Genomic DNA, 23,704 nt, shown 5'->3' with positions numbered 1-23,704 from the left:
TCTGGTCGCATGCCCGAGCCCGTGGGTCCCGCGCCCGCCCACGCCACGCCCGACCTGTCCAAGGTCCGCCTGCACGTGGTCACCGGCAAGGGCGGCACCGGAAAGACGACGGTCGCGGCCGCGCTGGCTCTGGGCCTGTCACGACAGGGCAAGCGCGTGCTGCTCATGGAGGTGGAGGAGCGGCAGGGGATCTCCCAGACGTTCGACGTCCCGCCGATCGGCCACACCGAGACCCGCATCGTCCACGACCGCAGCGGCGGCGCGGTCTGGGCCATCTCGGTGGACGCCAAGCGCTCGCTCGGCGAGTACCTCCAGAAGTTCTACAAGGTGGGCCGCGCCATGAGCGTGCTCGACAAGTTCGGTGCGGTCGACTTCGCGACGACGATCGCCCCCGGCCTGCGCGACGTCCTCCTCATCGGCAAGGTCTACGAGGCCGCCGGTCGTCGCTCGGGTCGCTCGGGCGACCTCGTGTATGACGCGGTCGTCCTCGACGCCCCGCCCACCGGCCGGGTGGTCCGCTTCCTCAACGTCAACGCCGAGGTCGCCGACGTCGCCAAGGTCGGCCCCATCCACGGCCAGGCCGACTCGATCACGCGCATGGTCCGCAGCCACACCACCGCCGTGCACGTCGTGACCCTGCTCGAGGAGATGCCGGTCCAGGAGACCGTCGACGCGCTGCGCGACCTGCGCGCCGCCGAGCTGCCCCTCGGCGCCATCGTCGTCAACCAGCTGCGCGACCCGCTGCTGTCGGACCGGGCACTGCGGTCGGTTCGCAACGGGCGCAACGCCAAGCTCGCCGAGGGGGTCGCCGCAGACCTCGCCTCGGTCGGGGTCAAGGCCACGGCCGGTGTCGTCGCCGGCCTGCTCACCGACGCCGCCCAGCACGCCGACCGGGTGGCCCTCGAGCGCGAGCAGGATGCCATCCTCGCCGAGCAGGGCCGCCTGACCGTCCGGCTGCCCCTGCTGCCCGAGGGCACCGAGGGCGGCGGCATCTCGGTGCTCGCTAACGCCGTGGCCGAGCAGGAGATGATCTGATGGCCGCCCGCGCACGCTCGATGAGCGCCACCAGCACTCCGCGGCTGGACCTCGCGTCCCTGCTCACCGACCCGTCCACCCGCATCGTCGTCTGCTGCGGTGCCGGTGGAGTGGGCAAGACGACGACCGCTGCCGCGATGGGCCTGTGGGCCGCCGAGCACGGTCGCAAGGTCGTCGTCCTCACCATCGACCCGGCCCGCCGCCTGGCCCAGTCGCTCGGGCTCACCGAGCTCGACAACACCCCGCGTCCCGTCGCCGGCGCGGGAGCGTGCGGTGGCTCCCTCGACGCCATGATGCTCGACATGAAGCGGACCTTCGACGAGGTGGTCGAGCAGCACGCCACCCCCGACAAGGCCGCCCAGATCCTCGCCAACCCCTTCTACCAGGCGGTCTCGAGCTCCTTCGCCGGGACGCAGGAGTACATGGCGATGGAGAAGCTCGGCCAGCTCCGGGCCGAGGCCGACCGGACCGGCCGCTGGGACCTCGTCGTCGTCGACACCCCGCCGTCGCGTTCGGCCCTGGACTTCCTCGACGCCCCGAGGCGGCTGGGGTCCTTCCTCGACGGCCGGTTCATCCGCTTGATGACGGCCCCGGCCAAGGCGGGTGGCAGGGCCGGGTTCAAGGTGTTCAGCGTCGGCGTCACGATGGTGACGAGCACGATGTCCCGGCTGCTCGGCGGGCAGCTGCTCCAGGACGTGCAGACCTTCGTGGCGGCCCTGGACACGATGTTCGGCGGCTTCCGCGAGCGGGCCGACCTCACCTACGCGCTGCTCAAGGACCCCGAGACGGCCTTCGTCGTCGTCGCCGCCCCCGAACGTGACGCCCTGCGGGAGGCGTCGTACTTCGCCGGACGCCTCGACGAGGAGCAGATGCCGCTCGCCGGTCTCGTGGTCAACCGCATCCAGCGGGTCGCGGCGCCGTCCCTGAAGGCCTCCCGCGCCCTGGCGGCGGCCGACCAGCTCGCGGACGTGGACCGCGCGGACCCCAGCTCCACCAGCGCGGCGACCGAGGGGCTGCTGCGCCTGCACGCCACGCTCGCCGAGACCGCCGAGCGGCAGGAGCGCCAGGTGAGCCGGTTCACCGCGGGGCACCCCGGCATACCCCTCGTGGAGGTGCCCGCGGCGGCGCAGGACATCCACGACCTCGCCGGGCTGCGCGCCGTGGCGACCTCCCTCACCGGCGGCTGAGGCCCAGAACGCCGACGAGCCGGCGCCCCGTGGGGCAGCCGGCTCGATCGTGGGTCCTGCGGTGGTGCGTGGTGCTTCGTGCTCGGGGTGTCCGGGGCTGGGGGTCAGGCGCTCTCTTCGCGCGACTGACCGCGGGCGGCGGCGAACAGGTTGGCCCAGGAGGTGATGTTGGGGCGGCGCTTGAGCAGGGCACGGCGCTCACGCTCGGTCATCCCACCCCAGACCCCGAACTCGGTGCGGTTGTCGAGGGCGTCAGCCAGGCACTCGGCGATGACGGGGCAGCGCTGGCAGACGACCTTGGCGGTCTGCTGGGCCGCGCCCTGGACGAAGAGGGCATCGGGGTCGGCCGTGGAGCACGAACCCTGGGGGGCCCAGTCCTCGACCCATGCAGTACCTGCCACACCCGGCCGGGTGGGTCGCGCTGGCGCGATCGTCATCTCAATGCCTCCAGATACTGCTGTTCGAGGCGGCTGTGGTGTCGCCTCATGACTTTCCGATGTTCGAGAAACGATAGGAAGGTGGGGACTGCAACGACATGGCCCATTCGTGTAGTTCTGGGCGGGCCAAAGGGACTAGTCATTCCGCACCATGTCGTAGCGATGGTCATCTCACCCAAAAAGACGGTTCTGGTCAGGGCACATCCGCCGCAGCTCGCCCAGGTCCCGGCCTCGCAATCCGGGCCCATTCAGACAGGCCGGTTACCCTGTGCCCATGCACGGTCGCGCCACCAACCTCGGTAATGTCATCAGTTTGCTCGGAGCCTTTGTCGCCACGGCGATCGTGATGGGCCTCCTGGCGGCCGGATTGTTGATCCCCGCGGTGGGGGCGACGGGGAGCGCCGCGACCTCCGGTGTGGCGATGTTCGACGACCTCCCCGGAGACTTCACCGCCTCGGCGCTGTCGCAGCAGTCGAAGATCGTCGACGCCTCGGGCAAGATCCTGGCCACGCCCCAGGAGGAGAACCGGATCATCGTCAACCTCAAGGACGTCGCGCCGATCATGCGCAAGGCCCAGGTGGCGATCGAGGACAGCCGGTTCTACGAGCACGGTGGCGTGGACCCGCGAGGCATCGCGCGCGCCATGGTCTCCAACGCCCAGGGCGGCGACACCCAGGGCGCCTCGACGCTCACCCAGCAGTACGTCAAGCTGACGCTGCTGGAGAACGCGCTGCGCAACAACGACGAGAAGGCCGCCAACGACGCCACCCGCGTGAGCGCCGCCCGCAAGATCCAGGAGATCAAGTACGCGGTCACCCTCGAGAAGGAGATGACCAAGGACCAGATCCTGCAGGGCTACATGAACCTCGCCTACTACGGCGACCTCGCGTACGGCGTCGAGGCAGCTGCGCAGCACTACTTCAGCATCTCCGCCAAGAACCTCAACATCCCCCAGGCCGCCCTGCTGGCCGGCCTCGTGCAGAACCCCAGCCGCACCGACCCGGTCCACAACCCCGAGCGCGCCCAGGCGCGACGCGACGTGGTCCTCGACCGCATGCACTCCCTGGGCATCATCACCGACAAGGAGCTGAAGTCGGCCAAGGCGATCCCGGTCGCCAAGATGCTCAAGCGCAAGGACCCGGTCAGCAACTGCGCCGCCTCCCGTGAGCCGTACTTCTGCAACTACGTCATGGCCTACCTCAAGACCATGCCGGAGCTGGGCAAGACCGTCCCCGAGCGCGTCAAGAACATCACCCAGGGCGGCCTGACGATCCAGACCACGCTCAACCCCCAGACGCAGGACATCGCCCGCAAGCAGCTGACCAAGCGTGTGCCCGTCGGCAACTCCGAGGGCATCGGTGCCGCCGCCGCGATCGTCCAGCCGGGCACCGGCAAGGTCATCGCCATGGTGCAGAACACCACCTACACGACGGGCAAGGGGAGCCAGTCCAAGGGCCTGACGGGCCTGAACTGGAACGTCGACCGCGAGTACGGCGGGGAGAACGGGTTCCAGTTCGGCTCCACCGCCAAGATGTACGCGATCGTCGAGGCCCTCAAGCACGGACAGTCGATCAACGGCACGATCCCGTCGAAGTACGCGACGCCCAAGCAGCCGGCGCTCTACTCCCCGGCGGAGCAGGGCAAGTGCGGTGACCTCGGCCCGTGGCCGGTGCGCAACGACGAGGCCATCGGCGGCAAGCCGATCCCGTTCAAGACGGCGACCGCCAAGTCGGTCAACACCGCGTTCGCCTCGTTGGTGCTCAAGCTCGGCACCCCCAACGTGCGCAACACCATGACGGCGATGGGCCTGCACAACGGCTACGGCAACCCGATCCTGTGCTCGCCCGCCGCGGTCACCCTCGGGGCCGGCACCGCCACCCCCCTGACGCTCGCCTCCTCGTACGCGACGCTCGCGGCGAACGGCAAGTACTGCAAGCCCAACCCGATCCTCGCGATCACGACCAACGACGGCAAGGCCATCCGGCTCAGCCCGACCCCGTGCCGCCAGGTCATCGACCCCGACGTGGCCAAGGGGGCCACCGAGCTGCTCACCGGTGTCATCAAGAACGGCACGGGCACGGGCGCGAGCCTCGGCTCGCGCCCCGCCGCCGGCAAGACCGGCACCACCGACGGGCACCGCCAGTCGTGGTTCGTCGGCTACACGCCGCAGCTCGCGACCGCGGTCTGGGTCGGGACGCCGTACACGCAGTTCCGGATGAAGAACGTCCGCCTGGCCGGCGTCTACTACGGCGAGGTCTTCGGTGGCACCATCTCGGCCCCGACGTGGCAGGGGATCATGAAGGGCGCCTCGGAGGGCATGCCGATCCGGGACTTCGACACCCCGAGCGACAAGATCCAGAACGGTGACAAGGTCGCAGTGCCGTTCGTCGGCGGCCTCACCGTGGCCGAAGCCACCGCGCGACTGACCGACGCCGGCTTCAAGGCCCAGGTCGCCGGCAGCACCAACAGCAGCTACGGCGTCGGCCGCGTGGTCTACACCACCCCCAGCGGCACGGCGCTGCGTGGCGACACGGTCAGCCTCTACACCTCGACCGGGTACGTCCCCCAGGCGCCGCCCCCGCCGAAGCCCAGTGCCACGACGCCGCCGAAGCCGAGCGCGACCACGACGGCCAAGCCGAAGCCCACGCCATCACCGACACCCACCAAGACCAAGGGCAAACCCAAGAAGTGATCGCTCCCGCCTGACGACGCAGGCCCCCACCTCCAGGTGGGGGCCTGCGTCGTCTCGGGACCCTGCCATGCCTGGCGCGCGCCGCGCTTCGCGCGTGCCGCCACCGGAGGCGTCACCGACCTGCCAGGGACGCCTTCACCACGGCTGCGACGCGGCCACCGTCGGCGCGACCGGCGACCACGGGCGAGGCGACCTTCATGACCTGTCCCATCTGCTGCATACCGGTGGCTCCGGTGCTCTCGATCGCGGCGGCGACGATGGCGGCGAGCTCCTCGTCGGACAGCTGGGCGGGCAGGTAGGCCTCGAGGATCGCCAGCTCGGCGTCCTCCTTGGCGGCCAGCTCGGGTCGCCCGGCGTCGGTGTAGGCGACCGAGGCCTCCTTGCGCTTCTTGGCCTCCTTGGCCAGCACCTTGAGCACCTCGTCGTCGGACAGCTCGCGCGCCTGGGTGCCCGAGACCTCCTCGTTCGTCATGGCGGCGAGCGCCATGCGCAGCGTGCCGGAGCGCACCTGGTCGCGGGCGCGCATGGCCGCGGTGAGGTCGCTCTGGACGGTGGCCTTCAGGCTCTGCTCGGTCATGCGGTCAGTGTCGCAGGAGGTGGGCGCGGTCCCCAACCGCGTTGTTTGCGAGGATGTCCGCGATGAAGACTCTTGCGCGGACGGTGGGCGGCGCGGCTGCCCTGGGGGTGGCCAGCCTCGGATGGGCGTGCCTGGTCGAGCGGAACTGGTTCGCGCTGCGGCGGTTCACCGTGCCGGTGCTCGCCCCCGGCTCGCGTCCACTGCGGGTCCTGCACATCTCGGACCTGCACCTCGTGCCCCGTCAGCAGCACCGGGTGGAATGGGTCCGGGGCCTGGCTGCCCTGGCCCCGGACCTCGTCGTCAACACCGGCGACAACCTCGCGGCGACGGATGCCGTGCCGGAGGCGTTGCGGGCGATGGAGCCGCTGTTCGAGTTTCCCGGGGTGTTCGTCATGGGGTCCAACGACTACTACGGCCCGGTCCCGAAGAACCCGGCCCGGTACCTCACCCGTCGCCACGCCCAGGCCCCGTCCGGACGCATCCTGCTGCCGGTGGAGGACCTGCGCCGCGGCATGCTCGACGGCGGCTGGACCGACCTCGACAACGTGCGCACGTCCCTGTCCGTGGCCGGGTCGACCATCGAGCTCGTCGGCACCGACGACGCGCACATCCAGCGCGACCGGTATGCCGCCGTCGCCGCCCCGGCCTCCCCCACCGCTACGCTCACCGTGGGCGTGACCCACGCGCCGTACCGGCGGGTGCTCGACCCGATGTCCGCCGACGGCGCTCGGCTCCTCATCGCCGGTCACACCCACGGCGGCCAGCTCGCGGTGCCGTTCCTCGGCGCCCTGGTGACCAACTGCGACCTGCCCACCGACCGCGCGAAGGGGCTGTCGCGGTGGTGGCCCGGCGCGGGCTCCACCCCCTCGCAGCTGGCACCCGCCGACGCCTCGTGGCTGCACGTGTCGGCCGGGCTGGGCACGTCGCCGTATGCGCCCGCGAGGTTCGCCTGCCGCCCCGAGGCCACCCTGCTGACCCTGGTCCCCCGGTAGCTCGCCGACGTCAGCTGCTCAGAGCGACCGGCTGGAACGGGCCGATTGGGAGGCGTGGCAGGCCGTGGGCTATCCTTCCTTGTCGCTGCCGGATCAGCGTCTGACCACGTCAGATCTGCTCGGGAGCAACGGCCACGGGGTGTGGCGCAGCTTGGTAGCGCGCTTCGTTCGGGACGAAGAGGCCGCAGGTTCAAATCCTGTCACCCCGACCAGCAGAACTGCACGACAGAGGCCATCAACCAGACCTGGTTGATGGCCTCTTCGTGTGTGGGTCCACTCCGTGGCGACAGCGCCCTCGTGCCATCATGCGGCGTGCCCTCGACGACGCCGGACCCGTTCGCCGTGGAGGTGGTCCGTCACGCGTACGACACCGTGGCCGGCACCTATGCCACGCACCTCCCCGACACGCGGGCGGAGGCGCCGATCGACCTGGCGATGGTCGACAGCTTCATCGAGGCCGTCGGAACGGGCGACGCGGCAGCCGTCCTCGACGCGGGGTGCGGGACCGGGCGGATGAGCCGCTACCTCGCGGACCGCGGCTGCGCCGTCCAGGGCGTCGACCTGTCCCTGGGGATGGTCGCCGAGGCGTGCCGTGCACACCCGGACCTGCCTTTCGCGGTGGCCCCGCTGAACGACCTCCCGTTCGAAGACGACCAGTTCGCCGGGGTGCTGCTCTGGTACTCGACGATCCACACCGCGCCCTCCGGGCAGGCCGCGATCTTCGCCGAGGTCGCTCGGGTCCTGCGGCCGGGCGGGCACGTCCTCGTCGGCTTCCAGTCCGGCCAAGGGGTGCGCGAGGTCGTGAGCTACCGACGGTTCGGGCACGACGTCTCCCTCCACCGGCACCTCTTCACGGCCGACGAGGTCGCCAGTCACCTCGCAGCGGCCGGCCTCACGGAGGTGTGCCGTATGCAGCGTGCTCCCGTCGGCCGCGAAGCCGACGGGCAGGCAATGGTCCTCGCCCGCGCCGACTGACGACGTCTGGCCATTCCTGTCCGGTGTGACCCTCCCGCAACCGCTCGACCAAGAGGATGATGGAGGCGTGCTGACCTCCGACGAAGTCACGAACCAGCGGTTCACGTCGACGTCGTTCCGTCGCGGGTACGACGAGCGCGAGGTCGACGAGTTCCTGGACACGGTGGTCGAGGCGCTGCGCTACTACGAGCAGGGCGGACGTCCGGGTGCACACCAACCGCCGACACCGGACCTGCCGACCCCTCACTAGTCGCCTGACTCCGCAGAGGTTGCTGCACCGACCACAGGTAGCAACCTGACCTGACGGCAGCACCTTCTGCTAGCAGAGGTTGCTGCGGGAGAGGTTGCTGCGGGAGAGGTTGCTGCCGTATGGGGTTGCCGTGGGAGTGGGCCGGGGCATGGGACGCCTGCGGGGCGAGTTCGCTTTCCGCCTACCGCGACGGGTAACGTGCGCGTTCGAAAGGGAGTAGTCCCCAATCGCCGCGTCGACACACTGACCCCCGGGTCCGGTGCGGTGGGCCACCGGATCTGAGTCGGTGGCGGACGAGACTTTCGACCAGCACCACGACCCTGTTTGTTCGGACGTGCCTGGTCGAAGGGACGTCATGGACACGCTCTCCTCGGCCTGGCGGCTAGGAGACGCAACACCCATGTACGCCTTTCTGTTGAGCACCGCGGTGATCTTCGTGGCCGAGCTCGGCGACAAGAGCCAGCTGATGGCCATGACCTTCGCGACGCGCTACACCGTGCGCCAGGTCCTCATCGGCATCACCATCTCCACGGCGATCGTCCACCTCGCCTCGGTGGGGATCGGCCAGGTCGTCGGCAACTCGTTCGCCGACAAGCAGTGGATCATCTCGATCGTCGCCGGCGTCGCCTTCCTCGTCTTCGCGGCGTGGACCCTGCGCGGGGACGAGCTCACCGCGGACGAGGCCGAGAAGGCCCGGCGCAGCACCGGCAAGGCGATCATCGCCGTCGGCATCGCGTTCTTCCTCGCCGAGCTCGGTGACAAGACCATGCTGGCCACCATCACCCTCGCCACCCGGGAGGGCTGGCTCGGCACCTGGATCGGCAGCACCGTCGGCATGGTCGCGGCCGACGCCCTCGCGATCGGCGTGGGCGCCGTCCTGGGCAAGAAGCTGCCCGAGCGCGTCATCAAGTACGGCGCTGCCGCGGCCTTCCTGGTCTTCGGCCTGGTCCTCATCGCCGAGGGCCTCGGCTGGTTCTGACCGGCAGCGACCCGGCCGCGACCCGGCCGCGACCCGGTTGCGGCCGGCGGCGACCGGGTTGCGGCCGGCGGCGTCCGGGTTGCGGCCGGCGGCGTCCTGGCTCAGGCCACTGCGACGTCGACGCCCTCGGGCGCGACGAACCCGTCCGCGGCCAGGAGCGCGAGGAACTCCTCCGCCGGGATGGGGTGACCGAGGTGGTGGCCCTGGGCCAGGTCGACGCCTTCGAGGGCGAGGACGTCGAGGACCTGCGCACTGCCGACGTACTCCGCGACGGTGCGCTTGCCGAGCTCGTGGGCCACCTGGACGATCGACGCCACGATGGCGCGGTCGGTCGGGTCCACGTCGCAGTCCGCGACGAACTCGCCGTCGATCTTCACGTAGGCGAACGGCAGGTGTTTGAGGTACGAGAACGACCCGAAGCCAGCACCGAAGTCGTCGAGGGCGAAACGACACCCTTCCTCGCCAAGGCGCTCGGCGAAGGCCCTGGCCTTCGCCAGGTCCGGCACGACGGCCGTCTCGGTGACCTCCAGGACCAGGCCCGTGCCATCGGCGCCGGAGCGCAGCAGCGCGGCCTGGACGACCTCCTCGATCTGGGAGTCGCCGACCGAGCGGCCGGACAGGTTGACCGACAGCTCGAAGTCCGGCCGCACGCCCTGGAACCGCTGGAGCAGGGGAATGGCACGCTCGAGCACCCATCGGTCGATGGCCAGCACGAGCCCTGACTTCTCCGCCTGGGCGAGGTACTCCCTCGGCGGCACGGCGTCGGGGCCGTGCCGCAGCAGCACCTCGGCACCGGTCACCCGACCGAGGCCGATGTCCCAGATCGGCTGCAGGTGCAGGCTGAACTCGTCCTCGGCGATCGCGGTCTCGATGCGCTGGCTCCAGCCCAGGGCCGAGCCCATCGGCACGCCCACCGTGGCATCGGCGCCGAGCACCGCCCACCCGTCGCGGCCGCCCTGCTTCGCTTGGTACATCAGGGAATCGGCGCTGGTCAGCAGCTCCTCTGCCCCGCGGAGTCCGTCGCCGCCACCGATGAGGACCGCCCCGACGCTCGCGGTCACCGCGTCGGCCGCAGCGCCGAGGGCCGTGTGGTGCGCCCGGACCGCAGCGACGAGGTGCTCGGCCACCAGCTCGGTGCCGGCCAGGTCGGTCTCCAGCAGCAGCACAGCGAACTCGTCGCCGCCGAGGCGCGCCACGATGTCGGTGCTGCGGACGCTCTGGGTCAGGACCTCGGCCAAGGACATGAGGAGGGTGTCGCCCGCCGCGTGGCCCAGGGTGTCGTTGACCTCCTTGAAGTGGTCCAGGTCGATGAGCAGCAGGGCTCCGCGGGCGCCATACCGGCGGCAGAAGTCGAGGTGGCGGTCGAGCTCGACGGCGAACCGGCGGCGGTTGGCCAGCCCGGTCAGGGTGTCGTGGTCGGCGAGGTGGGCGAGCTGCTGCTCGTAGGCGTGCCGCTCGGACACGTCGGCCACGTTGACGAGCAGCTCGTCCTCCTCCGGCGCGCCGCCGCCCGCGAGGACGGTGCTGGAGAGGTTGAGGTGCACCTCGGCGCCCACCGGAGTCGTCACCGACCAGTCCGTCCGGGCGCCGGCCTCCCGGGTGGTGCAGGCCAGGAGGGTGGGTATGCGGTCGTCGTCACCTGCCCCGAGCGCAGCCAGCGGCGAGCCCACCAGCTCCTCCTCCCCGCGTCCCAGCAGGAGGCAGAGGGAGGGGTTGACCTGACGGACGTACCCGTCGCGGCCGAGGACCGCGATCCCGTGCGGCGCGTCGACGAACAACCGCTGGATGCGGTCGTGGCTGGTCCGCAGGAGGCGCTCACGCTCACGGTCGCGGCTGACGTCGCGGGCCATGATCAGGGCGGCACCGGAGGTCGTAGAGGTGCCGGGCAGGGGGCTGACCCAGACCTCGTGCTCCGCCCCCGACTCGGGGGCGGTGAGCTCGACGACACCGTCGCGGCCCTCGAGGGCGCCGTCGATGAGCGGCTTGAGCAGCGCGAAGCTCTTGGGGGTGAACGACTCCGACACGTCGCGGCCGGCGGCCTGGGCCAGGCCCTGGCGACGTGCACCTCCGCCGGTGGACAGCGACACCTCGAGGGTGCGGTCGAGGACGAGCACCGCCGTGTCAGGCAGGTGGTCCATCGACAGGCGCCACAGGGCCTGCGCCTCTTTGAGCTCGCGACGCATCTCGACGGCGGCGGTGGTGTCCACTGCGACCCCGAGGTAGCCGGTGACCTCGCCGTCCTCCGAACGCAGCTCGGTGACGGCGAGCCGGACCGAGATGCGACGACCGTCCTTGCGCACGTACGTCCACTCGCGGCTGGGCATGTGGTTCTCGGCGAGGGTGGCGAAGACCTCGACGCCCGGCTCCACCCCCAGCTGACCCGCCGCGTGGGCCAACTCGGCGGCGTCGTGGATGAGCTCGTGAACCTTCCGGCCCAGGGCCTCGTCCGCGTCGTACTTGAGCATGTCCTCGGCGCCGACGTTGAAGTTGGTGATGACGCCGTCGGCGTCGGTGCTGATGATGCTCGTCAGGGTCGCGCCGCCCATGATGGCCCGCAGCTGGGCAGCGGCCCGGCGCTCGGCGCGGTTCTGCGCGGTCAGTCCGCGGATGACGCCCTGGATGACGGGGGCCGCGAGGAGCGCCACCGCCGACCAGAGGACTGCAGGTCGCCACTCGACGACCACGGCCTGGCCCGGCGCGGCGGTCAGGTGGGCGACCAGCCCGGGACCGACGAAGACGACCCCCGCGACGACTGCGGCCACGGCGAGGTCGCCCAGGGTGCCGAAGAGTGCCAGCCACACGAGGGGTACGGCCACGAGGGGTCCGACCCCGGAGACGGCGCCGCCGAGGGCGCCACGCAGGAGGATCACGCCGACCATGACCAGGAGCGGGCCGAGCGGGTCGACCCACGAACGCTGCCGCCGGCGGACGCTCATCCCCGCCAGTCCGAGCCCGACGACCATCGCGGCCAGCGCCTCGAAGGCCCCGGTGCCCATACGGCTGGCCGGCAGCAGCGTCGCCGCCAGGGCACCGACGACGAGCAGGCCGAACGCGAGCGCCTCGGCCGGCCGTGGGCGGGCGCCCGTGGCGGACCTGGCCAGGTGACGAGCGGTCCGCGCGAGCTCCCGGGCGTTCACGGTGCGGGGGTTCCGGCCGGGATCTGGATCAGTGCGTGGATGTCGGCGTCGGACTCGGCACCGTCGTTGGCCCAGCTGGGCTTGAGCAGCACCAGGTCGGGCAGGACCCAGGTCGGTCCGGAGTAGGCCTCGAGCACGGCCACGAGGCGCTCGAGGTAGGGCAGCGTCGTCGAGGGGGTCACGTCGCCGACAGGGACCTGGGCGCGGAAGCGGCGACGGTCGACGTGGAGTCCGAGACTCTGCACGACGTCGGGGATGGACCGGGCGATGCTGACGAGCCGGTCGACGTCCCCGCCCAGCGGCACCGTGACCGAGAGGTCGCCGGGCGCGGCGAGGGCGAGGCAGCCGGCCATCTGGAGGCGGGGCGCCGGGGACCAGTGCTTCGCGGCCTCGTTCAGCTGCTCGATGAGGCGAGCGGCGTCCGCCCGTGCGAGGTTGCCGAAGCTCGTGACGTGCACGTGCATGTCGTCGACCGACACCGGTGCGAGCTCGTCCGGCCGGCCGGGCACCGAGCGGACGAGGTCGACCAGCTCCTCGACGGCCTCACGGGGAGGGAAGAACGCCGCGTGCAGCAGCATCGGTCCACTCTCCTTCCAACGTTTGGGGGTACACAGAAGTCGGGCCCGATGATAGGGGCCCGTTTGTGCCACCAAGCCCCCTTTGGGACCGTTGAGGGACAGTCCGGACCGATCGGACGATGCCCGGGCGAGCGCGGCCCGACGACGCCCGGGCGGCTTCGACCCGACGGTGGCAGGGCTCTGGGCCCACGCATAGGGTCGGACCATGCCACAGACCGTCAAGGGCGTCATCGCCCGTAGCAAGGGTGCCGACGTCGAGCTCGTCGACATCGTCGTGCCAGACCCCGGCCCCGGTGAGGCGGTCGTCCAGATCCAGTCGTGCGGGGTCTGCCACACCGACCTGCACTACCGCGAGGGTGGCATCAACGACGAGTTCCCCTTCCTGCTCGGGCACGAGGCCGCCGGAGTCGTCGAGGCGGTCGGGGAGGGCGTCACCGACGTCGCTCCCGGTGACTTCGTCATCCTCAACTGGCGTGCCGTCTGCGGCCAGTGCCGCGCGTGCGCCAAGGGCAAGCCGTGGTACTGCTTCAACACCCACAACGCCACGCAGAAGATGACCCTCGAGGACGGCACCGAGCTGTCGCCCGCGCTCGGCATCGGCGCCTTCATCGAGAAGACCCTCGTGGCCTCCGGTCAGTGCACCAAGGTCGACGCCGAGGCGGACGCCGCAGCGGTGGGCCTGCTCGGCTGCGGTGTGATGGCCGGTTTCGGCGCCGCCGTCAACACCGGCGGTGTCGGTCGCGGAGACTCGGTCGCCGTCATCGGCTGCGGCGGGGTCGGGAACGCCGCCATCGCCGGCGCCGCCGTCGCGGGCGCGACGACGATCATCGCCGTGGACGTCGACGACCGGAAGCTCGAGGGCGCGAAGTCCTTCGGCGCGACCCATACCGTCAATGGCAAGGACGAGGACGTCGTCGAGCGGGTCCGTGAGCTCACCGGTGGCTTCGGCGCCGATGTCGTCGTCGAGGCTGTCGGCCGCCCGGAGACCTACGAGCAGGCGTTCTACGCCCGTGACCTCGCCGGCACCGTGGTCCTCGTCGGCGTCCCGACCCCCGACAAGCAGGTCACGCTGCCGATGATCGAGATCTTCGGCCGCGGTGGGGCCCTCAAGTCCAGCTGGTACGGCGACTGCCTCCCCTCGCGGGACTTCCCGATGCTCGTCGACCTGTACCGCCAGGGCCGCTTCGACCTCGACGCCTTCGTGTCCGAGCGCATCGGCCTCGGCGACATCGAGGGGGCGTTCCACAAGATGGAGCGCGGCGAGGTCCTGCGTTCGGTGGTGGTCCTGTGAGCGACTCCACCGACTCCGGTATGCCGTCGATCGCCCCCTCCGCAGGTGGCGTGCGGGTGGAGCGGCTGGTGACGTCGGGGCAGTTCGAGCTCGACGGCGGCAGCTGGGACGTGGACAACAACGTCTGGGTCGTCGGCGACGACAAGGAGTGCGTCATCATCGACGCCGCCCACGACGGCCGGGCGATCGTGAAGTCGATCCAGCGCGAGCGCAAGGTCGTCGGCGTCATCTCGACCCACGCGCACAACGACCACATCAACGCGGTGGGTGAGGTCTGCGACGGCACCCGGGCGCCCGCATACCTGCACCCCGCGGACCGGATGCTCTGGGACGAGCTCTACCCCGTCACCCCCGACCACGAGCTGGCTGACGGCCAGGTCATCAGCGTGGGCGACGTGGACCTGCACGTCATCCACACCCCCGGCCACACCCCGGGCTCCTGCTGCCTCTACGCCCCTGCGCTGGGGGTCCTGTTCACCGGCGACACCCTGTTCAACGGGGGGCCGGGTGCGACTGGGCGCTCCTACAGCGACTTCGCCACGATCATCGACTCGATCCGCGACAAGGTCCTGACGCTGCCCGACGAGACGGTAGTGCTCACCGGCCACGGGGACTCGACCGTGATCGGCGCGGAGGCACCGCACCTGCAGGAGTGGATCGACCGCGGCCACTGAGCCGCGGAGTCGCCGGGTCGCGGAGTCGCCGGGTCGCGGAGTCGCCGGGTCGCAAAGCACGGAGCCACCGGGCGCGGCCGGGGTCTAAAGGACGAAGAGTCCCACCATGACGAGCAGGACGGCCGCGACGTAGACGAGCACGACCGCTCCGGCGACCGCTCCGGCCGTGTGGGTCACCCACCACCGCGAGGTGTGGTGGTGCAGGTGGAGCTGCTGTGTGGTGCGCATCGGCGAATCCCCTCTGCTCGGGCCCAAGCCTGTGCTTCGAGGCTACGCCGACCCGAGGGTGGCGGCGCACGCCACGCCGCACGCCAACCAAGCCCTTCAGCCGCGGTAGCTCTCCACCACTTTGGGCTCACGGACCTCGGCCGCTGCGGGGTCCTCACCGAACTCCCGCTTGGCGCGACGCTGCCGCAGCAGGTCCCAGCACTGGTCGAGCTCGACCTCGATGGTGCGCAGGCGCTGGTTCTCCTCCTCGACGCTGATCTCGCCGTCCCCGAGCCTGGACCGCAGCCCGTGCTCCTCGTCGATGAGTCCCTTGATTCGGTGCTGGATGTCGATGTCGTCGGCCATCCGCCCACTATGGCACCGGCCCCTACCGCTGGCGAGGGTGCGCTGCTTTCATGGTCAGGTGGCGCCAGCGCGTGTGCCGAACCGGGAAGCCGTGGCCGGCACCGTGGTCACGGGCCACGGGCTGACGTCCCTGGCCGACGCTGTCACGCGGGTCGCACCCCCCGTGCAGGGCCCGGCGGTCGTCCTCGGCCGCCTGTCCCAGCCCACACCGGTCGCGGCTGCCCTCGTCCACGAGCTCGTCGACGTCCTGGTCGAACGTGGTGCCGTCAGTGTCGCCATCGCTTTCCAGCTGCGCGCCTGCGACCGCGACCGGGGGCACGGCACCGTCGACGACCTGGCCCGGCTCGCGGGGCTGGGCGGGCGCACCTCCCGCGGTCGCCAGTACGACGTGGTGGACCTCTCCCTGGAGGGTGACCGCACGATCGCTCCGGAAACCAGTGTCCTGCACGGGATCCCGCTCTCGACGGCGTGGGCGGGTGCCGGGACGCGCGTGCTGCTCGGGCGGGCGGTGACCGACCTGATCGACGGGTATGCCGCGGGGCTCGACACGCTGCTGCGTGCCGGTGAGGAGGTGGCCGGCGCCGCGGCCGCCGACGTCGTGACCGACCTGCTCGACCTGGTGCCGCCGTCGTTCGTCGTGGTCGATGCCCTCGCTCCGGCCGTCGGGCCGGACGGTGCACGTCTTCCGTATCTGCTCGACAGCGGCGTACTCGTCGTGGGCACCGACGTGTTGAGGGTCGACGGCGTCGTGGCGTCGCTCCTCGGGCAGGACCGTGGCAGCTCCCGCCTCTTCGCGGCGGCGCGGGCCAGGCGAGACCGTCGGGGCGACCTCACCCCGGCCGACCCGATCGAGGGCCTGCCGGCTGCGCCCCTGCTCGGCGCGCGGGGGCCCCACCCGGCAGCCCGGGGTGCAGCGGTGCGGTTGGCTGCCGAACCCGCGCTGGAACGCGTGCTGGTGGCCGCCGTCGGCGGACCGGATGACGCTGCGGCAGAGATTGATCCGGTGCTCACCGTGGTGCGGGGAGTCCTCACTCCCTTGGTCGAGGGCGCCTCCGACGGGCCCGGCGCCCTCGCCCTGGCAGGTGTGCTGGGAGCCTTGTCCACGGCTGCCGAGGGACTCCTTGCGTGGCGGACCGGCCTCGACAAGTCGGCGGTCAGCCGCCGGGTGGTGCCCCTGGGGTTCGACCCCGAGGCCCTCGACGACCTCGCCTACGACGGTCTGCCCGAGTTCTTCTCCGAGTTCGACCACCTCGTCGATGCCATCTCCTCCACCGACGACAGCGACAACGGCAGCGACGACGCCATGCGCTGGCGGCTCGTCGACGGTGCCACCGTCTTCGAGACCACCCGCGAGATCGCCGCCGACTTCGACGCCTTCATCGCCAGGGTCGACGTGGCCGCCGGGATCAGCCTCATGGCCGACTACATCGGGGGCAGACGGGTCACGGTGCCGGGCGGGGCCCCCGGCACCACCCGTCAGGCCGAACGCAACCTCTACCTCCCGCAGCCCAACTACCTCGCCGCCTGGGGTGGCGAACCCATCGACGTCTGCAAGGTCGAGCTCGTCGAGCGCAGCACCGAACGGCACCGCCTCACGTGGCGAACCCTCCACAGCCCCAACGGCTCCGCCGTCTTCGACGACGGGTCGTTGACGTTCACCCGCAGCGACGTGGGGACCCTGGTCCGCGTGCGCGGACGGCAGCTCTTCACCCTCCCCCGGAGCTGGGCCGGGGTCGACCTCGGCGCCATCCCCGAGGTACGGGGTCCGCTGCTGGAGGAGGCCTACCGTCGTTTCTTCACGACGACGTTCGACAACCTGGAGGCGTGCTTCGAGGGCCGCGAGTTCCGCATCGGTCGGCCCGCTCCCTCGCCGACCGACCCGCTGCTCACCAGGTCGCTGGAGCTGCTGCTCGGCGCGGCCCGTTCCTGGGTGGGCGACACGGCCGCCGGATCGGCCGGACTCGCCGCCCGCGGTGGCGCTGCACGCGATCGTGGTACCGGCGACGGGGCATCCGCGACCACGGTGGACCTGCACGGGTTCCGCCACGTGCCGGGGGTCCGATGAGGATCGCCGTGACGGGGGCCACCGGGCTGGTCGGCGGCCGGGTCGTCGAGGCAGCGCGCTCGGCCGGGCACGACGTCGTCGCGGTGGTGCGCCCGGGCTCGGCAGACCCCCGCTCGCCGTTGGTGATCGGCGGGCTCCAGGTTGAGCGCCGCAGCGCCGACCTGACCGACCACCGGGCCCTGGCCGAGTCCTTCGCGGGATGCGAAGGACTCGTGCACTGCGCCGCGGTCTACGCCTTCGGTGCGGCCCGCGCCGACGAGGTCAGCCGGGTCAACGGCGACGGGACACGGTCCGTCCTGCGGGCTGCTGCCGCCGCCGGGGTCCAGCGAGCGGTGGTCACCTCGTCCTCCGTGACGCGCGGATCCAGCACGGCGGCCCGGTCCCGCACCGAGCGGGACGTCCTGGGCGACGAGCCCGCGCCCGCCTACTACGCCAGCAAGGTCGCCCAGGAGGAGGCCGCCCTCGAGGCGTCCGAGGTCCACGGCATACCGGTCGTGCTGGCCCTGCCCACGGTGGTCCTCGGCGGCCCCTTCGCGCGGCTCGCGCCGAGCAACGCCATCGTCCTGCGCTACCTGCTCGACCCGACCCGCAGCACCTTCCCCGGCGGGTGCAACGTCGTCGATGCGCGCGACGTGGGGGCCGGGCACGTCGCCCTGCTCGAGGGCGGAACACCCGGCGAGCGCTACCTGCTGGGGGGCGAGGACGTCACCTGGCGGATGCTGCACACCCTCGTCTCCGACCTCGCCGGCCTCCCCGGACCCTTCGGCGAGCTCGCGGCGGCCAACGCCTTCGCGGTCGCTGCGGCCAGCGAGTGGTGGGCCTCGCTGAGCGGCGCCACGCCCCTGTCCACGCGCGACGAGGCCACGACCGTGGGCCGCTTCTACTGGTACTCCAGCGCCAGGGCCAACGAGCTCGGGTATGCCGCGCGGCCGGCTCGCGCAGCGGTCGCCGCCTCGCTGGCCTGGCTGGCGGTCAGCCCCGACCTGCCGAGGTGGGCCCGGGAAGGGCTGCGACTGTGCTCAGAGGTCCGTGGCGCGCGGGAGCTCGTCCCTGCGCCGCTGACCGACCCGGCCGCCGTCAGTCCGCGACCTCGACCGTCACCCCCAGCGTGGCCTCGTCGCCGCCGGTGACCTCGACGGTGCCGGTGTAGCGCTGCCCCGGACGGACCAGGTCGGGGTCGAGGTCGGCCTCCACCGTGACCTGGTGCTCCGTTCCCGCGTCGATCGTGACGTGGTCGGGGTCGACGCGGAGCTCGAGTGCCACCACCGTGCCGGTCGCGTCACGCAGCTCACTCGCGGTCAGCTCGACGCGGCGTTGACGGGAGTGCCGGTTCACGACCGTCACGGATGCCTGGGCCACCTGCCCCACGGCAGCCCGCAGCAGCACCGGGATGACGGGCCTGGCGCCATCGCGGTCCACGACCGGCGCTGGTGGGGGCTCGGGCGGGGGCGGGGCGGAGCGCCGGCCCGGCTGGGAGGTCCGTACGCCGCGGGACGCAGCCCCTGCGGTCGTCGACTCGCTGATCACCCGACCGGCGGCCCGGCTGCCGAGCGCGAGCAGCTCGCCCGCGTAGTCGAGCCCGAGGGTGCCCACCTCCCGCCAGTAGCGGACGCTCTCGCGCGTCAGGGCGTCGACGTAGGCCCGACCCGTCGCGGTCCGGTCCACGTCGCCGGCCAGGGTGGCCCGACCGAGGTCGAGGGACTGACGGGCCAGGGACGACTGCGCCTGCAGGGCAGCCCGGGCCAGCTCGGTGATGCGCGCCAGGGTCTCGTCGGCCGCGCCGTTGCTCTCGCTCATGGGTCCTCGTCTCCTAGCAGCAGCCGCAGTCGCAGCCCACGTCGACCGCGTCGCACTCCGCGGGCAGGACGAACAGGGCGACTCGTTGCGGTCGGGCACAGCCCTCGAACCGCACGTCGGCGTACGCGGTGGCACACCCGTCGACATCGCCGATCGACAGTCCTCGGCCATCACCGCGGAGGACGCCGAGCATCGCCTCCCGCGACGTGGGCGCCTCGGCAGGGGTACCCCCGCCGGTCGGTCCGGAGTCCTCGGCGCCAGCGTCCTTGGTGCCAGGGTCGGGCTGGTTGGGGACCGGCTGGTTGGGGTCGGGCTTGTCGGTCTTGCCGCCATCGGGGGCATCGGTGCTGGTCGGTCGCACCCCTACGAGCAGGCGCACCACCCTGTCCTCGCAGGGGGCGAGCACGATCGAGTCCTCCTCGAGGGCCGCCCGGATCGTCAGCCCGTCACCGTCGCAGCCGTGCCACGGCCCGACCTCGAGGGAGACGGGCCGCTCACGCCGCCACGGGTTGCGCAGGTGGAACGGCACCACCCGCACCTCACCGACGCGCGCGTGGACGATGACGTCGGCATCCGGGACGCAGCACCGACAGGGGTCGCCGCACCCGCAGCTCGACTGGCACTCGCCGCAGCCGCAGGTCGACGGGTGCTCGCCGCAGCCCGACCGGCACTCGGCGCACCCACAGCCAGGTCCCTTCTCCCCGCACCCACACCCGCATGTGGATCCCGTGTGGCCGCAGCCGCATCCGGCCCGGCGCTGCCCCCTCGGACCGTGCTCGTGGAAGTGCCCGAGCCCGAGCCCGTGCCCGTGCCCGTGGTCATGCCGGGGCCCAGCCCCCTGACGCTGACCGCCCGGTCCCGGGGGCCGTGCCGCGCCCGGGGTGAGCCAGGACGTCATACCGTCGGCGGGCGCCCAGGCACGCGCCCACTGGTCCCACGCGGTGGTCGACTGGTCCATCCACTGCTGGGCGGCTTGGGTGACGCCGTCGCGCAGGGTGGTGAGGTACTCGGGTGCGGTGCTGCTCATGACGGTCGCTCCGATGCTGTGCGGGGAAGGATGATGACGTCGAGGTCGGCGGTGCCGATGGGCAGCCGCGCGGTGTGTCGTCGGGTCGGGTCGAGGTCCGGCGGGACGAGCAGCGTGGCCGCGACCCGCGCCGTGGTGCCGGGCTCGACCACGGGCGGGTCGGTCACGGTGAGGACGACGTCCGGGCCGGGATCGGGACCACCGTCGTCGGTGCGCGCCCGCAGCACGGCCGCGAGGGGTATGGCGACGTTGCCCTCGTTGCTGACCGTGAGGGTGAGGACCTGCTCCCCCTCGGTGGCCAGCACCCGCCGCGGACTCACCCGCAGCGCAAGGTCGGGCTCGACGCGCAGGACCACCTCTCGACGCAGCCCAGCCACCTCGAGCTCGGCGACGTGGTCGCCTGGGGGCGTGCTGGGGTCGAGCCGGACCGACACCGGGACCTGCGCCGTGGCTCCGGGAGCGACGACAGCGGCGGCAGACCCAGCGACCACCGCTTGCCCCTGACGGTGCACCGCGAGCCCCCGGATCGCGAGCCGCTGGTCGACCGCGTTCTCCACCGACACGGTGGCCCGCAGCAGTGAGGGCGGCCCGGTCAGCACGATCCCCCTGGAGGGTTCAGCGGCCGTCGCCTGCTTCCCGGCCGTCTGCTTCCGGGCCGCCTGCCTCCCCTCCACTTTGGTGGCCGGCGGCTTCGTCGCCGATGCCTTCGTGGCGGCGGTCGTCCTGCGACGGGTCGTGGGCACGGCCTGGTCCCTCCTCGAGGTGGTCAGAGGTCGATGACGACGGGCCCGTGGTGCTCGGGCCGGATGTGGGCGGTGGTGCTGCCTCGCACCGTGATCGCGAAGAGGTCCACGCCGAGCACGGACCAGCTCCACTGCTGGTCGTAGGGCATGCACACCTCGGTCGCCGGTGGTGGGCCAAGCTCGAGCCGGACGCAGGTGTCGACAGCGACCGGTTTGAGGTCCAGGCTCGAGCGCGTGTCGACCGAGGAGTCGGACTTCAGGGTCGAGTCGACGCCGGCCGTGACGGTCGACGTCGTCGTCACCGGCTGAAGGGTGACGGTGGCGTCGGTGTGGAGGGTGTTCTCACCGTTGTTGGTGTTCGTCGTCCCCCCGGCGACGGTGAACTTCATGTCGTCGAGCCCGGAGAGGTTCGAGGTGACGTCGGCGAGGAACGTGTTGCCGCCGAAGACGGTGCTGTCGACGCTGAAATCGGCCATCAGGAGACTTCCTCACGGGCTGGTTCGGGGCTGACGAGGTAGGAGTGGTGGAACCCGAGCCGCGGGTCGCCCCACGGCGCGAGGCCGGTGTCGAACTCCTGCAGCTCGGGCATGACGATGCGGTCGCGCACCTCGAGCGACGGGTAGTCGTAGACGGTGATGTGGTTCTGCCCGCGGTTGGCGGTGAAGAGCAGGGTCTGGTCGGCCGAGAGCTGGCAGGCGTAGATGCCGTCCACCAGTGCGCCACGGCTGACCCTGAGGGACTCGGCGTAGAGCTGGGCGTTGCCGAACACGTTGCCCCGCATGAAGGACTCGGCCATCGACGCGGCTGACTGCCTGGTCAGGGCCAAGCTCTCGAGGGCTCCCGGATGCTCGTCGATGAGGCGGTGCTGGCTCAGGGTCAGCAGGTCGACGAACACCACCGTATGGCTACCGCCGGTGCAGAAGATGAGCTCGGAGTCGGAGATCGTCACGTCGGAGTTGATGTGTGCCGGGAGGTCGCGGTCGGCGGCCCAGTGACGCACGACGCGGCCCTCCTCGGCATCGATCTCGAAGGCGTACTGGCGAAGCCAGGCCATGCCCCAGTGCTCCCAGTCGGAACGGTCGGCAGGGTTGACCCTGAAGGAGATCGCGTAGAACACGTCGAGGACCGGGTGGCACACCACGTGCCAGCAGGTCGTCGGCAGCTCGATCCGCCGCACGTCCCCGGTGACCGTGTCGAGGATCCCGACCTCCCTGGCCTCGCCGCGCGTCGGGTGGTCCATGCCGCCGTAGACGATGTAGCGGCCCGACGCCGTGCGCTTCATGGCGTGCGGGATCTTGAGCCCGTGCGGAGCCACTTGCTCGGCCTTGGTGAGCCGGTTGACGTCGAACTTCCACAGGTGCTCGCCGATCGAGGTGACGAACTGCGTGTCGTCGAGCCAGACGAGGTGGGTGCTCCCCTTGATCGTCGTGTCCGGCACCTCGAACCTCAGCGTGGAGACCCGGTCGGCCTCCTCGAGCGTCGCGAGGTCGTAGAACAGCAGGTGCTGGCCGGTGTTGCCCAGGAATCCGATCCGCCGGGTCGGGTCCACGCTCGGGGCGTGTCCGCCGGAGGCACCGGCGAAGTACGTGACCTTGTAGGCGTGGTCGCCGGTGACGGGGTCGTAGTGGAACAGGCAGACGCCGGCCCTGCCCTCGAGCCCGTTGAGCCCGTTGCCGTCGAGGGCGACATGAAACGCGTATGGGTATGTCCGCATGCGATCCCCGGCCTGCTGCACCACACCGGCAGCCCGACGGACCGCCACGTCTCACGGTAGCGGCGCCTCCACGGCACCGATAGGGCCGTCAACAACCGATCGTGGTCAATCCCATTCACCTGCAAGCGAATTCGGAGTCCGGCTCGCTACGCTTTGTGCCGGTAGGCGGCATGCGACTGGACCGGTGTGCGATGTGCAGCGTGAAGGCGTCGGGCCCCCTGAGTAAAGACTTGGTCAACTACGTCAAAATGCGTAACCCACGACGCCTCGGGTCGATCACCAGCGTGGAAACCATCCCCCCACAGCAAGGATTCTCCATGGCCCGCACACTGCCCCTCCGCCGCAAGGTCCTCGGAGCCGGTGCCGCCGCTGCCGTACTCGGCGCGGTCGGTTTCGGCGCCGCCCAGGCCGCGACCAACCCGGTCTCGCAGGCACGGCCGGCTGTCTCTGCGACCCCCTCGGCCGGCGACGCCCCGGAACCGACCGAGACCAGCGAGCCGACCGAGAGCACGACCTCCGAGCCCAGCGAGTCGCAGACCTCCGAGCCGACCGAGAGCACGACCTCCGAGCCCAGCGAGTCGCAGACCTCCGAGCCGACCGAGAGCACGACCTCCGAGCCCAGCGAGTCGCAGACCTCCGAGCCGACCGAGACCTCCCCGGCGCCCGAACCCACCCACAGCCACCACTCGCCCACCGCCTCCGCGACGCACACCGAGGCCGGCGACGACCAGGGTGACGACCAGGGCGACGACGACCAGGGCGACGAGGCGACCCACACCCCGCCCCCGACGTCGAGCCCCACGACGACCGCGCACGACGACGAGGGGGGCGACCAGGGCGACGACCACAGCGACGACGGTGGCGACCACGGCGATGGTGGCGACCACAACGGCGACAGCGGCGACGGCGGCGACCACGGCGACAACTGACACGCCACCCGCGATGCAGATCCGTTCGCGGCGCACCGTGCCCTGACAACCT

The 23,704-nt window shown here is 71.5% G+C and carries 23 protein-coding genes and 1 tRNA gene; 13 read left to right on the top strand and 11 right to left on the bottom strand.

Going from position 1 to position 23,704, the window contains the following annotated elements:
- The first annotated feature begins 9 nt into the window (after positions 1–9).
- On the top strand, positions 10–1,035 hold the full coding sequence (locus ABEG17_RS10115; RefSeq protein ID WP_406829344.1) for an ArsA-related P-loop ATPase: 1,026 nt from the start codon (positions 10–12) through the stop codon (positions 1,033–1,035).
- Positions 1,035–2,222: an ArsA family ATPase gene (locus ABEG17_RS10110; RefSeq protein WP_406829343.1), complete on the top strand. Its 1,188-nt coding sequence runs from the start codon at positions 1,035–1,037 to the stop codon at positions 2,220–2,222. The genes ABEG17_RS10115 and ABEG17_RS10110 overlap by 1 nt, the downstream gene beginning before the upstream one ends.
- Positions 2,223–2,326: 104 nt before the next feature.
- On the opposite strand, the gene ABEG17_RS10105 is transcribed toward ABEG17_RS10110, so the two are convergent.
- On the bottom strand, positions 2,327–2,659 hold the full coding sequence (locus ABEG17_RS10105) for a WhiB family transcriptional regulator (RefSeq protein ID WP_406829342.1): 333 nt from the start codon (positions 2,657–2,659) through the stop codon (positions 2,327–2,329).
- Positions 2,660–2,933: 274 nt separating this feature from the next.
- Between ABEG17_RS10105 and ABEG17_RS10100 the strand changes: the two genes are divergently transcribed.
- Positions 2,934–5,351, top strand: a complete 2,418-nt coding sequence (locus ABEG17_RS10100) for a transglycosylase domain-containing protein (protein WP_406829341.1) — start codon at positions 2,934–2,936, stop codon at positions 5,349–5,351.
- A gap of 112 nt (positions 5,352–5,463) precedes the next feature.
- Here the strand turns inward: ABEG17_RS10100 and ABEG17_RS10095 are convergent, their stop codons facing one another.
- On the bottom strand, positions 5,464–5,928 hold the full coding sequence (locus tag ABEG17_RS10095) for a GatB/YqeY domain-containing protein (RefSeq protein WP_406829340.1): 465 nt from the start codon (positions 5,926–5,928) through the stop codon (positions 5,464–5,466).
- Positions 5,929–5,990: 62 nt separating this feature from the next.
- On the opposite strand from ABEG17_RS10095, the gene ABEG17_RS10090 reads away from it, so the two are divergent.
- The 5 genes from ABEG17_RS10090 to ABEG17_RS10070 all read left to right on the top strand — a co-directional run bounded on the left by ABEG17_RS10090 (position 5,991) and on the right by ABEG17_RS10070 (position 9,124).
- On the top strand, positions 5,991–6,920 hold the full coding sequence (locus ABEG17_RS10090; protein ID WP_406829339.1) for a metallophosphoesterase: 930 nt from the start codon (positions 5,991–5,993) through the stop codon (positions 6,918–6,920).
- A gap of 135 nt (positions 6,921–7,055) precedes the next feature.
- Positions 7,056–7,132 (top strand) — tRNA-Pro (locus ABEG17_RS10085).
- Positions 7,133–7,232: 100 nt separating this feature from the next.
- Entirely contained in the window at positions 7,233–7,895 is a 663-nt protein-coding gene (locus ABEG17_RS10080; protein WP_406829338.1) for a class I SAM-dependent DNA methyltransferase, read from the top strand.
- A gap of 67 nt (positions 7,896–7,962) precedes the next feature.
- Positions 7,963–8,145 (top strand): DivIVA domain-containing protein, encoded by a 183-nt coding sequence (locus ABEG17_RS10075; RefSeq protein WP_406829337.1) that lies wholly within the window; start codon positions 7,963–7,965, stop codon positions 8,143–8,145.
- 400 nt (positions 8,146–8,545) lie between these two features.
- Positions 8,546–9,124 (top strand): TMEM165/GDT1 family protein, encoded by a 579-nt coding sequence (locus ABEG17_RS10070; RefSeq protein WP_406829336.1) that lies wholly within the window; start codon positions 8,546–8,548, stop codon positions 9,122–9,124.
- A 101-nt stretch (positions 9,125–9,225) separates the two neighbouring features.
- Here the strand turns inward: ABEG17_RS10070 and ABEG17_RS10065 are convergent, their stop codons facing one another.
- Both ABEG17_RS10065 and ABEG17_RS10060 read right to left on the bottom strand, forming a co-directional pair.
- A complete protein-coding gene (locus ABEG17_RS10065) occupies positions 9,226–12,261 on the bottom strand; it encodes an EAL domain-containing protein (protein WP_406829335.1) in 3,036 nt (1,011 codons plus the stop codon).
- Entirely contained in the window at positions 12,258–12,839 is a 582-nt protein-coding gene (locus ABEG17_RS10060; protein WP_406829334.1) for a 2'-5' RNA ligase family protein, read from the bottom strand. Before ABEG17_RS10060 ends, ABEG17_RS10065 begins: the two co-directional genes overlap by 4 nt.
- Before the next feature lie 205 nt (positions 12,840–13,044).
- Here ABEG17_RS10060 and ABEG17_RS10055 point away from each other — a divergent pair, with 205 nt between their 5' ends.
- Positions 13,045–14,130, top strand: a complete 1,086-nt coding sequence (locus ABEG17_RS10055; RefSeq protein WP_406829333.1) for an S-(hydroxymethyl)mycothiol dehydrogenase — start codon at positions 13,045–13,047, stop codon at positions 14,128–14,130.
- A gap of 20 nt (positions 14,131–14,150) precedes the next feature.
- On the top strand, positions 14,151–14,804 hold the full coding sequence (locus ABEG17_RS10050) for an MBL fold metallo-hydrolase (protein ID WP_406833173.1): 654 nt from the start codon (positions 14,151–14,153) through the stop codon (positions 14,802–14,804).
- An 84-nt stretch (positions 14,805–14,888) separates the two neighbouring features.
- Here the strand turns inward: ABEG17_RS10050 and ABEG17_RS10045 are convergent, their stop codons facing one another.
- Positions 14,889–15,032, bottom strand: a complete 144-nt coding sequence (locus tag ABEG17_RS10045; RefSeq protein WP_406829332.1) for a hypothetical protein — start codon at positions 15,030–15,032, stop codon at positions 14,889–14,891.
- A gap of 96 nt (positions 15,033–15,128) precedes the next feature.
- Positions 15,129–15,377: a DUF2630 family protein gene (locus tag ABEG17_RS10040; protein ID WP_406829331.1), complete on the bottom strand. Its 249-nt coding sequence runs from the start codon at positions 15,375–15,377 to the stop codon at positions 15,129–15,131.
- A gap of 58 nt (positions 15,378–15,435) precedes the next feature.
- Between ABEG17_RS10040 and ABEG17_RS10035 the strand changes: the two genes are divergently transcribed.
- On the top strand, positions 15,436–17,442 hold the full coding sequence (locus ABEG17_RS10035; protein ID WP_406829330.1) for a hypothetical protein: 2,007 nt from the start codon (positions 15,436–15,438) through the stop codon (positions 17,440–17,442).
- Positions 17,439–18,572, top strand: a complete 1,134-nt coding sequence (locus ABEG17_RS10030) for an NAD-dependent epimerase/dehydratase family protein (RefSeq protein WP_406829329.1) — start codon at positions 17,439–17,441, stop codon at positions 18,570–18,572. The genes ABEG17_RS10035 and ABEG17_RS10030 overlap by 4 nt, the downstream gene beginning before the upstream one ends.
- Here the strand turns inward: ABEG17_RS10030 and ABEG17_RS10025 are convergent.
- Genes ABEG17_RS10025 through ABEG17_RS10005 form a run of 5 tightly spaced genes read right to left on the bottom strand, consistent with a single transcriptional unit; the run spans position 18,520 to position 22,723 of the window.
- On the bottom strand, positions 18,520–19,239 hold the full coding sequence (locus ABEG17_RS10025; RefSeq protein WP_406829328.1) for a hypothetical protein: 720 nt from the start codon (positions 19,237–19,239) through the stop codon (positions 18,520–18,522). The two genes, ABEG17_RS10030 and ABEG17_RS10025, sit on opposite strands and share 53 nt — an antisense overlap.
- A gap of 13 nt (positions 19,240–19,252) precedes the next feature.
- Entirely contained in the window at positions 19,253–20,266 is a 1,014-nt protein-coding gene (locus ABEG17_RS10020) for a hypothetical protein (protein WP_406829327.1), read from the bottom strand.
- The gene (locus ABEG17_RS10015) at positions 20,263–21,009 is read right to left on the bottom strand and encodes a hypothetical protein (protein ID WP_406829326.1); all 747 of its coding nucleotides are present in this window, start codon (positions 21,007–21,009) and stop codon (positions 20,263–20,265) included. The genes ABEG17_RS10020 and ABEG17_RS10015 overlap by 4 nt, the downstream gene beginning before the upstream one ends.
- Positions 21,010–21,032: 23 nt before the next feature.
- Positions 21,033–21,485 (bottom strand): hypothetical protein, encoded by a 453-nt coding sequence (locus ABEG17_RS10010; RefSeq protein WP_406829325.1) that lies wholly within the window; start codon positions 21,483–21,485, stop codon positions 21,033–21,035.
- On the bottom strand, positions 21,485–22,723 hold the full coding sequence (locus tag ABEG17_RS10005; RefSeq protein ID WP_406829324.1) for a hypothetical protein: 1,239 nt from the start codon (positions 22,721–22,723) through the stop codon (positions 21,485–21,487). Before ABEG17_RS10005 ends, ABEG17_RS10010 begins: the two co-directional genes overlap by 1 nt.
- Before the next feature lie 317 nt (positions 22,724–23,040).
- On the opposite strand from ABEG17_RS10005, the gene ABEG17_RS10000 reads away from it, so the two are divergent.
- Positions 23,041–23,652 (top strand): hypothetical protein, encoded by a 612-nt coding sequence (locus tag ABEG17_RS10000; protein WP_406829323.1) that lies wholly within the window; start codon positions 23,041–23,043, stop codon positions 23,650–23,652.
- Positions 23,653–23,704 lie beyond the last annotated feature (52 nt).

The organism is Pedococcus sp. KACC 23699 (genome assembly GCF_045348425.1).
Lineage (GTDB): Bacteria > Actinomycetota > Actinomycetes > Actinomycetales > Dermatophilaceae > Pedococcus.
The sequence above is the reverse complement of the archived record's forward strand: the minus strand, read 5'-3'. Positions and strand labels throughout refer to the sequence as shown.

What these genes read in the sequence shown, in the direction of transcription:
- ABEG17_RS10115 (WP_406829344.1), top strand. Translation starts at nt 10, where the DNA reads ATGCCCGAGCCCGTGGGTCCCGCGCCCGCCCACGCCACGCCCGACCTG.
- ABEG17_RS10110 (WP_406829343.1), top strand. Translation starts at nt 1,035, where the DNA reads ATGGCCGCCCGCGCACGCTCGATGAGCGCCACCAGCACTCCGCGGCTG.
- ABEG17_RS10105 (WP_406829342.1), bottom strand. Translation starts at nt 2,659, where the DNA reads ATGACGATCGCGCCAGCGCGACCCACCCGGCCGGGTGTGGCAGGTACT.
- ABEG17_RS10100 (WP_406829341.1), top strand. Translation starts at nt 2,934, where the DNA reads ATGCACGGTCGCGCCACCAACCTCGGTAATGTCATCAGTTTGCTCGGA.
- ABEG17_RS10095 (WP_406829340.1), bottom strand. Translation starts at nt 5,928, where the DNA reads ATGACCGAGCAGAGCCTGAAGGCCACCGTCCAGAGCGACCTCACCGCG.
- ABEG17_RS10090 (WP_406829339.1), top strand. Translation starts at nt 5,991, where the DNA reads ATGAAGACTCTTGCGCGGACGGTGGGCGGCGCGGCTGCCCTGGGGGTG.
- ABEG17_RS10070 (WP_406829336.1), top strand. Translation starts at nt 8,546, where the DNA reads ATGTACGCCTTTCTGTTGAGCACCGCGGTGATCTTCGTGGCCGAGCTC.
- ABEG17_RS10060 (WP_406829334.1), bottom strand. Translation starts at nt 12,839, where the DNA reads ATGCTGCTGCACGCGGCGTTCTTCCCTCCCCGTGAGGCCGTCGAGGAG.
- ABEG17_RS10055 (WP_406829333.1), top strand. Translation starts at nt 13,045, where the DNA reads ATGCCACAGACCGTCAAGGGCGTCATCGCCCGTAGCAAGGGTGCCGAC.
- ABEG17_RS10050 (WP_406833173.1), top strand. Translation starts at nt 14,151, where the DNA reads ATGCCGTCGATCGCCCCCTCCGCAGGTGGCGTGCGGGTGGAGCGGCTG.
- ABEG17_RS10045 (WP_406829332.1), bottom strand. Translation starts at nt 15,032, where the DNA reads ATGCGCACCACACAGCAGCTCCACCTGCACCACCACACCTCGCGGTGG.
- ABEG17_RS10040 (WP_406829331.1), bottom strand. Translation starts at nt 15,377, where the DNA reads ATGGCCGACGACATCGACATCCAGCACCGAATCAAGGGACTCATCGAC.
- ABEG17_RS10030 (WP_406829329.1), top strand. Translation starts at nt 17,439, where the DNA reads ATGAGGATCGCCGTGACGGGGGCCACCGGGCTGGTCGGCGGCCGGGTC.
- ABEG17_RS10025 (WP_406829328.1), bottom strand. Translation starts at nt 19,239, where the DNA reads ATGAGCGAGAGCAACGGCGCGGCCGACGAGACCCTGGCGCGCATCACC.
- ABEG17_RS10020 (WP_406829327.1), bottom strand. Translation starts at nt 20,266, where the DNA reads ATGAGCAGCACCGCACCCGAGTACCTCACCACCCTGCGCGACGGCGTC.
- ABEG17_RS10010 (WP_406829325.1), bottom strand. Translation starts at nt 21,485, where the DNA reads ATGGCCGATTTCAGCGTCGACAGCACCGTCTTCGGCGGCAACACGTTC.
- ABEG17_RS10005 (WP_406829324.1), bottom strand. Translation starts at nt 22,723, where the DNA reads ATGCGGACATACCCATACGCGTTTCATGTCGCCCTCGACGGCAACGGG.
- ABEG17_RS10000 (WP_406829323.1), top strand. Translation starts at nt 23,041, where the DNA reads ATGGCCCGCACACTGCCCCTCCGCCGCAAGGTCCTCGGAGCCGGTGCC.